This is a genomic window from Dysgonomonas sp. 521 (genome assembly GCF_010501055.1).
Lineage (GTDB): Bacteria > Bacteroidota > Bacteroidia > Bacteroidales > Dysgonomonadaceae > Dysgonomonas.
The window spans coordinates 17,856-31,539 of sequence record NZ_QVMO01000028.1 but is presented as its reverse complement, the minus strand read 5'-3'; the positions used below and the strand labels follow the sequence as shown (position 1 = coordinate 31,539).

The window sequence follows — 13,684 nt, the reverse complement described above, 5'->3', positions numbered from 1 at the left end:
ATAAGAGCCTTCAGGTATGTAATGTTTCCGGCTCGCAGAAGCAATATTCTAAGCAGAAATAAGTTATATTTGTAGACTGTAACTTATTACAATAACACGAAAAAAGCTTGAAAAGATATATATCCTATACACTGGCAATACTGACGCTGCTACTGTCCGCATGGTCTTGCAAGCAAATAAAGCTGGAAGATGCCGACAAGAAATTCGCACAAGGGGAATACTTTGTCGCGGCGGACATGTACCGTAAAATTTACCGTAAAACCCCTGCTCAGAAAAGAGAACTAAGAGGTGAAATCGCTCTGCGTATGGCAGAAAGTTACCGGTTGATAAACAACCCGTTAAGAGCAAATGCGGCATACGCCAACGCTGTCCGCTATAAGGTAAACGACAGCACCCTTAGCCTGCAATATGCCAGATCGTTACAAAAAACAGGAGATTACAAGCAGGCTATAAAGTATTATACTGATTTTCTGAAATCATTTCCTGATAATCAGTTTGCTCTTAATGGCTTAGAAGGATCGAAAGTTGCCCCCGAATGGAAAGCCAATCCGACCCTGCATACTGTAAAAAGGGCTGAACTGTTCAACTCAAGGCGTGGAGAATTCAGCCCGATGCTGCTCCCTCCCGATTATGACCAGCTGTACTTCACATCCAACAGGGATGACGTAATAGGCGATACCATAAGCAATATTACAGGCTTTAAGCTGAATGATATATTCATGTCGCGAAAAGATGAGGCGGGAAACTGGATGAAGCCTGAACATGTGGAATCCAGCATCAATACATCTTCGGATGAGGGAACTACCTCTTTTTCGTCTTCGGGTACAGCCATGTATTTCACACAGACCAAGTTGGATTCGGTAAACACCTCTTACCCTGCCATTTATGTATCTAACAGATCGTCAGGTTCGTGGGGTAACGGAACAAAGATAGAGATTAACAAAAGGGATTCTACAAGCGTGTACGCGCACCCTTCGATAACGCCATCGGGCGACTTCCTGTACTTTGTGTCCGATATGCCCGGAGGCTATGGGGGAAAAGATATATGGCGGGCAAGCATGGTGGGCGACCTTGTGGAGTATGTAGAAAATCTGGGACCCGATATAAATACGGCGGGTGACGAAATGTTCCCCTATATACGGAATGATTCTACGCTCTATTTCGCTTCCGACGGGCATGTCGGCATGGGCGGGCTGGACATATACAAGGCAGACTATGACAGGACGACAAAGGGTTGGAAGATAGAGAATATGAAGTCTCCTATAAACTCTCAGGGGGATGATTTCGGCATCACTTTCGAAGGAGAGAAAGAGAGCGGTTTTTTCAGTTCCAACCGTGGAGATGGAAAGGGCTTCGACCATATATATTCATTTGTTTATCCTGTAATCACTACCGTAGCCGAAGGCTATATCGTGGATACAGATGATGAATTTATCACGAATGCTACAATACGTGTAGTCGGACGGGACGGGACAAACATGAGGCTCCCCGGAAAGAATGACGGAACATATAGGATGGATGTAAAACAAGGAGTGGACTATGTATTCCTTGCAAGCGCCAAAGACCATCTGAACACAAGGATGGCGCTTAAAACAATAGTAACGGAGAGAGACTCGACTTATCTGGTCGACTTTATACTGACACCGATAAATAAGCCTGTAGTGCTGGAGAATATATTCTATGACTTCGACAAAGCGACACTGCGTCCTGAGTCGAAGGAGGAACTGGATGGATTGATAACCCTGCTGAATGATAATCCGAATGTAACGATAGAATTATCGGCACATACCGACAGGAAAGGTTCGGATGAGTATAACATCAGGCTATCGCAGCGCCGGGCAGAATCCGTTGTCAATTACCTGATAGCAGGGGGCATAGCGAAAGAACGGCTGACCGCTGTGGGTAAAGGGAAAAGTGAACCAAAGAAAGTGACAAAGGCGGTAATCAAGAGATATGACTTCCTGAATGAGGGGGAAGTACTGACTGAGGAGTTTATAGAAGGCCTGACACCAGAGCAGCAGGAAATGGCAGACCAGGTAAACCGCCGTACGGAGTTTAAAGTATTAAGTGTTACATATAATCTTGAATAATATGATAAGGTTGATTATATTCATATTATCTATGACAATATTTCCGATGGCCATACAGGCTCAGGAGTTGAACGCAAAGCTGACGATAAACACAAGGAAGATACCGGCTGCTAACCAAAGCATGTTTTCGACCATGGAGAACTCCATCAATCAGATGCTGAGTACTCAATGGACAAATGCTACCTTTAACAGGAATGAACGTATCGACTGTACGATTAGTATCGCGATAAATGAAATGCCGACAGAAAACAGTTTTACGGCTGAAATTCAGATTACGTCAAGGCGCCCGGTCTACAATTCCAGTTATATTACCACCCTGTTGAATTTCAGGGATACGAAGTTTGAATTTAACTACCTGCAAGGAGAATCACTGGATGTCAACAGTTTATCGCTAAACAGTAATCTGGTAGCGGTTATCTCCTTTTATGCCTATGTTGTAATAGGACTGGATTTCGATTCATTTTCACCCAATGGCGGCGCGCCCTATTTTGCCAAAGCTATGGAGATAGCCAATATGGCACAGTCGCTGAATACAAAAGGATGGGAACCTTTTTCGGGAAAAAATGACAACCGTTACGACCTTGCCGTGGCATTAACCGACGAAAGTTCAAAGACTTTTCATTCTTTCTGGTATAATTACCACCGCAACGGGCTGGATGAGATGGCAGCAAACCCGTCGCGGGGAAGAATACGTATCATAGAAGCACTGCCGGACTTACAGAAGCTATATGAAGCCCGACCTTCGTCTCCCTTATTATCTATCATCAGTGAGACCAAGCTGAGTGAAATAGTAAGTGTATGTTCGCAAGCGACTGCCGAAGAAAAACAGTCGATAAAGAAACAGCTTAACCAGATATTTCCGACAAAAGGAAGCACCATTAACAACCTGAAATAAACGGAATATACGACCATGACCAAACGAATCTTCTCTTTATCTCTTCTAATCGTGCTTTGCATATCTATATATGCGAATATGAGTTCGCCATGGAGAGATGGTGACCTGACTAGCGATGCCTATTCGGGCAAGGATATAGACATACTGCATGAGTCGCTACAAATCAAACTGATAGACTTCTATACAGCTAAATTTACTGTCGCATACCGTATAAAATCAGATAGGGCAGGAAAACAGATCCCGCTTATCTTCGACACTATGACAGGGAAAGAGAGCAACAATGGTGCGTTTCGGGCTTGGTTAGACGAAGAGGAGCTTACCATATCTGAGATTCCGTCTTCCTATGAGAATCCAAACGCGTTACAGTGGATAGACTCCCTCGACAATCATCTTTTATATTCTAAAGAAAATTCCCCCGATCTGATCGGGCTAAAATATTTCGAAGTCGACCTTACTGAGGGAGAACACATTATAAAGGTAGAATATACAGCTCAGGCTAACATATATCTAAGCGAGTCTGTCAAAGAATTCACATTGAAATACAACCTTGCTCCGGCCCGTTACTGGAGATCGTTTAGTGGGTTATATATAGAAATTGACAAGACAGGTTTGGCTGGTTCTTTTGAGACTAATTTACCGGATCACGGTAAGATGCTAACCGAGCCTATTACTCATCTGTATTTTACAGAGATTCCTTCGGATGAGCTTACAATCACATATACACCCAAAGTAAATCTGTTCGCTAAAGGTATTATTGGAGTGGGTACCAGTCTGGCATTTGTTATCCTGTTCATACTGCTGATCTTATTGGTTATTGCATTGCATATATGGCTGGTAATAAAATACAGGTATAAATATCCCGATAGACGTTTCTCACAGGTAGCTCTTATAGGAAGTGTTCTTGTACCGGTCGTCTGTGCCGCCATGTCTATGTTATCCCTAGCCATTATAAATGGTATATTAGGATCATACGCTTCGTTTTCCCATTCAGGGTTCTATCTGGCATACTCCTTTGCTATACTCTGCCTGCTTCTTATCCCTCTTTATATAATGCTGATAATACTGTTGGACAGATATATAAAAAACAAACGGAAATAGAAAGGGCTGCTCATTCGAACAACCCTCTATATATACAATACTTTATGTTTCCTTACTTTTGTGCCATAAATTTATCCTGCTGATTATTGATTGTAGCATTCAATATAGCCAGATACTTCTTGTATTGTTTTCCAGACAAAACAGATTTCACATTAGCCAGATTAAAATATAGCGCTTTTTCCGCGGCTTCTTTATCGTTATCGATCATAGCTTGTTTCAGTCTTTCAGCCGAATCATAGAATATATCTTTCATTAAATCTTTTTGACCCGGACTAGCCTGTACATAACTTGTAACCGCATTGAATGTAGAATTATTATTCAACACCCATAATACATCATAATCGTTTTGTGCGAATGAGCTGATACTTAAACCTAGTACAGCAACGAATAAAATTAATAACCTTTTCATAACCAATTTTTTTTAAATAAACAATCTTTACTTTACTTACCTATAAGACAAAAAAAGACAGAGAATCCCCATTAAAGTATCATGGTATTCTCTGTTTATTTATCTTATAAATTATTAATAACCTAAATCACACTACAAAGATAAATGATAAACTTGGATAGACAAAACATATTAATGTTAATTTTATATCGAAATAATCAATATGTCATATACGGCATATATACCTGCCTGTTTTGTCATCTCCGCCTAGCAATAAAAAGAAACAGGTTATCCTTTATCAGAGGATAACCTGCCTTATATATAAATCCTGCTATTTCTATCTTCTGTCTCTGGCCGAATAAGTCACTGCTGATGAACCTTTAGGTGCTTTACCTGCTTTAGGTGCTTTATTCTTCTTTGTACCAGTATTTTTGCTTTTGCCGTTTCCCGACTGAATGGCATTGATCGAATCATTCAGCACCCATAATTCCTTATCAAATTCGTGTAGCTCCCCCTCTATCCTGTCTTGTGCTTCTTTCAAAGCTTCGGGCGTAGCATACATCTGATTCAGGAGCTTATTTTCCATATTGGTAGTCTTATATATGTCGCCTTCGTACAACCTCATACGGAAGTAGTCGTCGATGGTCTTATTCATCACATTATTCTTGTCGGAAGCCATAATAGGCATACGGGCAGCATACGGACGGATGTTTTCGTAAGGTATCCAAAACTGCGGTTCCCTTAATCCCTGATCCATAGAAGCGCCAAAATCAATACCATCGATATATTGCTGACGGAACAGTACCGGGCATATAGCAACAGTCTTTACCCCTAAAACAGAGTTGGACTGGTCAAAATACCAAGCTTCCTTTATATAATAACCCAAAGCCTCATTGCTGGGAATACTAAATTCGTCATAAGTATACACAGCACCATTCTTCTGAAACGGTATCTCAAGCCTTTCGAGTACATCTCCAAAGTTGACTTTCAGCTTATCTACAAAAAGATCCGTGCCATTGTTCCAGTCATAAGCCACAAGACTGCCATTGCCCATCAGTTTGAATATCATCATATAGAAATTCATCTGATTGCCAATAGGTTGTACCGGGTAGAACAAAGCCGCATTTTTGCCTTTCGTCAAATCCAGGAACCGATACACTTCCCTTATCCATGTCGCGTTGGTCAAATCCTGTGTCTGTGTTTCGTTCATCATCTCAGCGCGTACAGATAGCTGAGGTACTTTCGGCCCGTTATCCTGCTGGGGATTTTCCTGTTGCTGTTTTCTGGCGAGCCTGTCACGCAAAGATTCCGGTTGACCCTGTGCATACATAGTGAAAGTAAAACAAAGGCTACAAACCAAAACAACTATTATTTGATATATCTTCTTCATCTCATTCTTACTTCTTAGATTTTGCAAAACCTACCTGAGTTCTCACACATCTGAAGCCGATGTATGAGCGGGGCTGATTTTGAAACTCGCCCTCTCTCATATCTCCTCTTATATTCCGGCCTATATCTTTCCATGAACCACCCTTCACTACCTTCTTTTTGATTGAGTAAGGGTCTTCTTTGGCCGCGTCATATTTGTATTGAGGGTTCATATCATTCATCATTGCCGTTCCGGATTCTGTATAAGCTGTAGAAGTCCATTCCGACACATTACCAGCAAGGTCGTATATCCCAAAGCGGTTTGGCACATAAGACGCTACACGGGCAGGGATCAAATTACCATCTTTCGTATAGTTCCCCTCTCCCGGTTTAAAGTTTGCCATAAAGCAGGCCTTCTCGTCCAGAGTACCATCCATATCCCACGGATATTTGTTTTCGGTCTTACCATTACGCGCTGCAAATTCCCACTCTCCTTCCGTTGGCAAACGGAAATTCTCTATCGGGCGGCCATTCTTGGGTTGTCCCATCCGGTAGAACGTAGTTCGCCAGTCACAAAATGCAGTTGCCTGTTCCCATGTGACGCCCACCACTGGGTAATCATTATAGCCTGTATGGGAAAAATACATACGCATATAAGGCTCGTTATACGCGTTGTTGAAGTCGTTTACCCAGACTGTAGTGTCAGGGTATATATTCACAATCTTGGTATGTACAAAGTCGAACAGGGAACTCAGCGGACGAACGATTGTTTCGTTTACCGGTAATCCCTCGTCATTAATATAAGCTGTATCTTTCGAAATCATTACCACCTGATTAGGGTCTACAGTTATATCCGTATTCAGAATCCTTTCCTGCGGGATCAGCCGGTTTCTGCGCTTTGCTGCCTCTGTATAATCAAACCACTCGTACCTGAAATTCATCTGACGGGGATCGAGCCCTCTTACGCCGGTTATCGGATGAATGAAGGTTACACTGTTTATAGCCAGCTCCTCTTCTTCCAACGGGCGTTTCGGAATAGCCTTTTTCCAATCGAGATGAGGTTTTACGGGGTCTCCATACCTGTCTTCCGTTATTTTGAATGTCTCATCGCCACCATAAGCAGGATCCGCCAGACGTTCACGGATAATGGAGTCACGTACCCAGTATACAAACTGGCGGTACTTCGAATTAGTAACTTCAGTCTCGTCCATCCAGAAATTATCTACGGATACTCCTTTTGGATTGGCCTTTATATCCCACAAGGAATCATTCTCGGCGGGCCCCATTTCTATAGAACCTCTCGAAACCAACACCATACCGTAAGGCGAAGGCTCTGCCCATGATGATCCTTTTTCGCCGGTCACTTCACCGCCAATACCCGATCCTACCGATTTACCACAGGAGGTAAACAATACGAGTGAAGTTATAATTGCAAAAAACAAATGTTTCATATTTACTTTTATGCACTGATTCTGTCAGTCAGCTTTTTAGGTTTATTTTACTTGTTAGTTTGTAAACTTGTATTTCGTTAATCTTTATAATATCCTGATACTCTTTCCGGAATGCCTCTCTTTTCTTTTTTCGAGAGGAAGGCTATAGCGTATAAACAGTTCATGGCTTCCATTACTAACCTTTGCTATCTCTGATGTAGAAAGGTCGTATGAATAGCCCGCATCTATGTTTTTAATTTTTACGCCCAACAAAAATACAAAACCATCGTCTTTTCTCCAAGATATTCCACCATTGAACATCTTTTTATATTCAATTTTTGCTGTAACGTCTAGTTGATAAGCCACTGCATCAGATTTAAAGAGAACGGATGGTTGCAATTCTATTAACGGATTTTTCAGTTTAATATTGTATCCTCCAACCAGATAATAGATACGCGAAATAGACGTGGAATACTCATCATCTATATCAAATTTCGGCTCTAACAGGTGGGATACAGATGCGCCTATATAATAATTGGGAGTCACCCAGGATATACCCAGCCCCATATCTACCTTTTTCTCTCCTATCGAAGCCGGCAGGCTTATCGTATCATCAAACACCTTGATATCCGAAGCGTCAAACTCTATATTCATCATCCCCCCCTGCAATCCAACATTCAGGTACCTGCCTTTCTTAAAGTTAAACTTATAAGTATATTGCAGCATTGTAGACGTATTGTTAAACGCGCCCAGCTTGTCATTAATCATGATAGCGCCCACTCCATGCTCCTTCCCCAGAAAACTGACAGGCATATTCAGCGACATCAGTGATGTAACAGGAGCATTGCTTATGCCCACCCACTGGCGGCGGTGCAGCAATGAGGCTTCGATAACGTTCCTCTCACCGACAAACGATGGGTTATAGAAGTTCTTCATGTTCCAATACTGGCTAACCTGAGAATCCCACTGCGCATGCACAATGCCGGAACCAAAGATAAAGAACAGGAGGAATAATGTTATATAGTTAAGCTTCATTCACAAAAGACAGTGATAATGAGTGCAAAGTAAGTACATTTTATTTAAAGTAACGGTTAAATCCCCTGCAAATTGTATATTCAGGCAGAATTGTTTCAAAATTATACGATACAGCTTGTAAAATACAAACCCCATCCTATAGAAAAGTAACATCCGCCAAAAAAAGTAACACCATCAACTTTAATATCCTGTTTTTATAATACGTTTATTACTAAATAATACGAATCAGGGGTTGAAAGCATCTCAACTCCTGCCTGAAAGGCAGAATCTTCATAACCGTATGCAAGTGCAGCGTAGCTTACGGAGCAAAGGGCAATTACACTCCCCCTGCCCGAAGCGGCAGGACACAAGTATGTCCTGTCTTTCAGACAGCTGGTATTGCTCATCCTTTTTCCGCAGGTCGATGACCCGCGGTTATGAAGATTTGGCTTTTCAAGCCATTTCTCAAATCCTGATTGGCATGAATAATAGTATACTTCAACCCTTGATTCGCATTATAAATCAATCTTCTGCTTTATGGTCAGGATATTAAGTTCCTACAGGACAACAATCTACTGTATTTTCTCTTGATTAGCGTTAATAATTATCTTTTAAAATATATTTGTTTATAATTTATCAAAAATACATAATAGACTGTGAATCAAATAATATTATTGTACTTCGTACGATTCTGCGGTTAAATGTAGAAACGACTTCATGGCTAAAAACAACAATTAGTATTTTATAATGTTAAAATATCGAAAAGCTGTAACTTTTTTCTCTTATTTGCGACATATATATAAAAAAACTTTTGGACAAATCAGTTTTTGTATAATTTATAAAACTAAATTTGCGCGAAGAACTGACTATTAACCTATCTAACAAAAACAGGCGTGATTAGGATAAAGGATTTAAACAAAACTTATTGGGGGATATCTCCACTACATGTATTGAAAGGTATCAATATGGAGGTAGAAAGAGGAGAATTAGTATCCATTATGGGAGCTTCAGGTTCAGGTAAATCTACACTACTTAATATTTTAGGAATTCTGGATACGTACGATACAGGCGAATATTATCTGGACAATACCCTGATCAAGAATTTAAGCGAAACGAAAGCGGCTGAATTAAGGAATAAAAAAATAGGATTTATTTTCCAGTCCTTCAACCTGATAACTTTTAAGAACGCGTTGGAAAACGTAGCTCTCCCCTTATATTACCAAGGTGTCTCACGAAAGAAAAGGAATACTATAGCAATGGAATATCTCGAAAAAATGGGACTTTCCAGTCATGCCAATCACATGCCTAACGAGCTGTCGGGAGGACAAAAACAGCGTGTAGCCATCGCCCGCGCCCTGATAGCACAGCCCCAGATTATATTAGCCGATGAGCCTACCGGAGCATTAGACAGTAAGACTTCGAGGGATGTGATGCAACTGCTTCGCCAGATAAATACCGATGACGGAATCACAATGCTCATTGTAACACACGAACAGGCTGTGGCCGATGCTACCGACCGTGTTATCCATATTAAAGATGGTATTATTGGTTCTATCGAAGTTAATGAAAACCCTGTAATCGTAATGTGATATGTTTGATTTTGACTCACTTCGCGAAATATTTTCCACCATCAATAAAAACAAACTGCGGACTTTCCTTACCAGCTTTGCCGTGGCATGGGGTATATTTATGCTGATAATTTTGCTCGCCGCCGGTAACGGACTCAAAAACGGTGTTACTTCTAACTTTGCCCGCAGGGCGCAAAATTCAGTTACTCTATGGCCGGGATGGACTTCAATGGCATACGGCGGATTACCGTCCAACAGGCAGATAAAATTTGACCACAAAGACTATGACCTTATACGGAATAAAATACCGGAAGTAGAATATGTTTCGGTCAGGCTGAGCCAGAGGGCAACAGTATCGTATAATAAAGAATACGGTTCGTGGAGTCTTGAAGGTGTCTCACAGGATGCAGCTATTATAAACAATATCAAAGTATCTAATGGCAATGGACGTTTCCTCAATAAAATGGATATTGACCACCGCCGTAAGGTTATTGTTCTCAGCCCTGATATGAAAAAGGTGTTGTTCAAGGATGAAGATCCGATAGATAAATATGTTATTGCAGACAATAATATTGCATATCAAGTAATAGGAGTATACAATAACGATGATATCTACAACAATAACCCGCCCGCATACATACCTTTCTCTACAGCCCAGATGCTTTATAACAAAGGATATGGCTTCCGCAGAATGGACTTTACCGTATTAGGCTTGAATACAAAGCAAGCTAACGAAAAATTTGTAGAGAGCATACGGCAGAAAATGGGTAAACTGCATAGCTTCGATCCGGCCGACCGATCGGCACTGTATATACGAAATACTGCCGAAGATATGCTGGAAGCACAAGGCATATTCTCTGCGATAACATTCTTTATTATCATTGTCGGAGCAGCTTCCCTGATGGCAGGTATAGTAGGTGTAGGCAATATTATGCTGATTACTGTGAAAGAACGAACACGAGAGATCGGTATCCGCAAAGCAATTGGAGCATCACCTTTCTCGGTACTGAAACTGATAATATTAGAGGCTATTATGATAACAACGGCTGCCGGATATATAGGCATGGTCATCGGCATCGGCATCACGGAGGCTATCAGTGCCGCTATGGCAAACATGCCGTCTGACGGACCATCGGTGTTTAAAGATCCTACAGTCGATCTCCCTATCGTTATATGGTCTACAGTAGCCCTCATAATAGCCGGAACCGTGGCAGGACTTATACCTGCTCTGAAAGCAACAAGAATTAGTCCTATCGAGGCCATGAGAGCCGAATAAATAATATTTAAGAATTTAAAAATTCAATGGTTTAAAAATTTTAGTTGAAGTATTTGATTATTCGTTTTTCAAAATCTTTAAATTTTAAATTCTTAAATCTTTAAATTTCACTAAGAAAATATGTTTGATTTAGACAATTGGCAAGAAATATGGGCAACGATAACCCGGAACAAACTCCGTAGCTTTCTTACAGGGTTTGGAGTTTTCTGGGGTATCTTTATGTTGATTATCCTTATCGGTATCGGCAATGGCTTTCAGGGAGGTATTATGAAAAATGTAAGCGGTTTCGCTTCCAATTCCTGCTTCTTCTGGACAGATGTAACAAGCGAGCCATACAAAGGTTTCCGCAAAGGCCGGTTTTGGTCTATGAACCAGAAAGATATAACCCTAATCAGGCAAAAAGCCCAGTCGGTAGAATATATATCCCCTGTACTATTTGGAAACAGTGGCGACAAAAATGTTGTACGTGGACAAAAATCCGGTTCTTACGGAACAAGAGGTATTTATCCCGACCACTTCAAAATAGAACAACAACATATACTGAGAGGGCGTATCTTTAACGAATTGGATATTTCCGGAATGCGTAAAGTATGCGTAATAGGACGTGAAGTATATGAAACCTTATTCCAACCGAATGAAAACCCTGAAGGACAATATATCCGGGTAAACGGGATATATTTTCAGGTAATCGGTGTAATCCGCCCCAAATCGGGTATCTCTATAGGCGGCGATGTGGAAAATACGGTCTTTATTCCGTTCACCACTATGAGGCAGGCATTTAATCAAGGTGACAAGGTTTATTTTATGGCGTGTACAGCCAAACCGGGATATCCGGCATCTGTGGTGCAGGAAGAAGTCACAGCCATAATAAAGATGGCACACGACATATCTCCCACCGATGAAAAAGCTGTGGATAGCTTCAATATTGAAAAAGAATTTCAGATATTCAACAACCTTTTTCTGGGTATAGATTCCCTTATATGGATAGTAGGCTTGGGGGCTTTGATGTCCGGCATTATTGGCATCAGTAATATCATGCTGGTAACAGTACGCGAACGGACACGCGAAATCGGGGTGCGTCGTGCCATCGGAGCAAAACCTCTGACTATAGTGAAACAAATCCTGAGCGAAAGTTTCGTATTGACAGCCATTGCCGGATTTATGGGTTTCCTAGTCGGGGTACTGATATTGGAAGGAATACATTCGGCCATGACAGGGAATATGAGTGAAGATACATTTATGATACCTCCTTTTGTGTCATTCGATACGGCGCTCATAGCAATGGTTATCCTTATTGTATCGGGTATCTGTGCAGGGTTTATGCCAGCAATGAGGGCACTGCGTATAAAGGCTATAGATGCTATCAGGGAAGAATAAGGTAGCAGTATAAACATAGATATAATAGAAAATTAAACTAAATAGGATATGAAAAAAGTTCTTAGAATTGCATTATTTGTACTTATAGGAGTCATTGTCATTGGCACATTTGTCTTCCTGTATCAAAAATCGAAGCCCAAAGATGTTGTATATGAAATCACTACCGTGGAATCAGGGAATATCGAAAACACTACCGTTGCCACGGGAAAAGTATCGCCTCGCGACGAAATCCTTATCAAGCCACAGATATCCGGTATTGTATCCGAAGTGCTGAAAGAAGCCGGCGACTTTGTAAAAACCGGGGATATTATAGCGACTGTAAAAGTAGTTCCGGATGTAGCACAGCTTAATACGGCCGAATCGCAGGTAAATGTTGCGCAGATCAACCTTACTCAGATTAAAGCGGAACACGAACGCCAGATACAGCTTTACCAAAAAGGAGTAATAGCCAAGGAAGAAATGGACAAGTCGGAAGCTGATTACAAAAAAGCTCTCGAAGAATTGGAAAAATCGAAAGATAATCTGGATATTGTAAAAAGTGGTATATCCAAGAAAACGGCTCAATATAGCAATACACAGATACGTTCTACCATTACAGGTATGATATTGGATGTACCTGTCAAGAAAGGTAACTCCGTGATACAGGCCAATACATTCAACGATGGTACCACCATTGCCACTGTTGCCGATATGAATGATATGATATTTATAGGGAAAATAGACGAAACCGAAGTTGGGCGCGTACATACCGGAATGCCGATGAAACTGTCTGTCGGAGCCATCGAAAACAAGAAGTTTGACGCTACGCTTGAATATATTGCGCCGAAAGGTGTTGAAGAAAACGGGGCTATCCTTTTCGAGATCAAGGCTGCAGCACGTATCCCCGATACTGTGGTCGTACGTGCCGGATACAGCGCTAATGCGGAAATTGTATTGGCAAAAGTAGAGAAGGTACTGACCATACCTGAAAGTTCGATTACATTCAGTAACGATTCGGCTTACATCTATATTCTGAAAGACACCATAGACCAAAAACAGATATTCGACAAAAAGAATATCAAAATAGGCCTGTCTGACGGAATAAAAGTGGAAGTAAAAGAAGGACTGAATCAGGGAGACAGAATCAGGGGTAATGAAATTACCGATAAACCTAAGAGCGCACCGGGTCAATAAAATTTGA

Annotated in this window: 12 protein-coding genes; 7 read left to right on the top strand and 5 right to left on the bottom strand. The window is 41.2% G+C overall.

What is annotated here, in order from left to right:
- Window positions 1-107 precede the first annotated feature (107 nt).
- Genes D0T84_RS09740 through D0T84_RS09730 form a run of 3 tightly spaced genes read left to right on the top strand, consistent with a single transcriptional unit; the run spans window position 108 to window position 4,083 of the window.
- Entirely contained in the window at window positions 108-2,090 is a 1,983-nt protein-coding gene (locus tag D0T84_RS09740) for an OmpA family protein (RefSeq protein ID WP_163307693.1), read from the top strand.
- A 1-nt stretch (window position 2,091) separates the two neighbouring features.
- Complete coding sequence (locus D0T84_RS09735; RefSeq protein ID WP_163307692.1) at window positions 2,092-2,985, top strand: DUF4835 family protein; 894 nt, start codon at window positions 2,092-2,094, stop codon at window positions 2,983-2,985.
- A gap of 15 nt (window positions 2,986-3,000) precedes the next feature.
- Window positions 3,001-4,083: a hypothetical protein gene (locus D0T84_RS09730; RefSeq protein WP_163307691.1), complete on the top strand. Its 1,083-nt coding sequence runs from the start codon at window positions 3,001-3,003 to the stop codon at window positions 4,081-4,083.
- Between the two features lie 52 nt (window positions 4,084-4,135).
- On the opposite strand, the gene D0T84_RS09725 is transcribed toward D0T84_RS09730, so the two are convergent.
- The 5 genes from D0T84_RS09725 to D0T84_RS09705 all read right to left on the bottom strand — a co-directional run bounded on the left by D0T84_RS09725 (window position 4,136) and on the right by D0T84_RS09705 (window position 8,690).
- Window positions 4,136-4,492: a hypothetical protein gene (locus tag D0T84_RS09725; protein ID WP_163307690.1), complete on the bottom strand. Its 357-nt coding sequence runs from the start codon at window positions 4,490-4,492 to the stop codon at window positions 4,136-4,138.
- A gap of 316 nt (window positions 4,493-4,808) precedes the next feature.
- Window positions 4,809-5,861, bottom strand: coding sequence for a gliding motility protein GldN (gldN, locus tag D0T84_RS09720; protein WP_163307689.1), 1,053 nt, complete (start codon window positions 5,859-5,861; stop codon window positions 4,809-4,811).
- Between the two features lie 7 nt (window positions 5,862-5,868).
- Window positions 5,869-7,290 carry an SUMF1/EgtB/PvdO family nonheme iron enzyme gene (locus D0T84_RS09715; RefSeq protein ID WP_163307688.1) on the bottom strand — a complete coding sequence of 474 codons (1,422 nt, stop codon included), beginning with the start codon at window positions 7,288-7,290 and terminating at the stop codon, window positions 5,869-5,871.
- An 84-nt stretch (window positions 7,291-7,374) separates the two neighbouring features.
- Entirely contained in the window at window positions 7,375-8,304 is a 930-nt protein-coding gene (locus D0T84_RS09710) for a type IX secretion system membrane protein PorP/SprF (protein WP_163307687.1), read from the bottom strand.
- Window positions 8,305-8,498: 194 nt separating this feature from the next.
- Complete coding sequence (locus D0T84_RS09705) at window positions 8,499-8,690, bottom strand: hypothetical protein (RefSeq protein ID WP_163307686.1); 192 nt, start codon at window positions 8,688-8,690, stop codon at window positions 8,499-8,501.
- A 486-nt stretch (window positions 8,691-9,176) separates the two neighbouring features.
- On the opposite strand from D0T84_RS09705, the gene D0T84_RS09700 reads away from it, so the two are divergent.
- The 4 genes from D0T84_RS09700 to D0T84_RS09685 all read left to right on the top strand — a co-directional run bounded on the left by D0T84_RS09700 (window position 9,177) and on the right by D0T84_RS09685 (window position 13,677).
- Window positions 9,177-9,872, top strand: coding sequence for an ABC transporter ATP-binding protein (locus tag D0T84_RS09700; protein WP_163307685.1), 696 nt, complete (start codon window positions 9,177-9,179; stop codon window positions 9,870-9,872).
- 1 nt (window position 9,873) lies between these two features.
- Window positions 9,874-11,127 (top strand): ABC transporter permease, encoded by a 1,254-nt coding sequence (locus tag D0T84_RS09695; protein WP_163307684.1) that lies wholly within the window; start codon window positions 9,874-9,876, stop codon window positions 11,125-11,127.
- 120 nt (window positions 11,128-11,247) lie between these two features.
- Window positions 11,248-12,504, top strand: coding sequence for an ABC transporter permease (locus D0T84_RS09690; protein ID WP_163307683.1), 1,257 nt, complete (start codon window positions 11,248-11,250; stop codon window positions 12,502-12,504).
- Between the two features lie 48 nt (window positions 12,505-12,552).
- Window positions 12,553-13,677: an efflux RND transporter periplasmic adaptor subunit gene (locus D0T84_RS09685; RefSeq protein WP_163307682.1), complete on the top strand. Its 1,125-nt coding sequence runs from the start codon at window positions 12,553-12,555 to the stop codon at window positions 13,675-13,677.
- The last annotated feature ends 7 nt before the right edge of the window (window positions 13,678-13,684 follow it).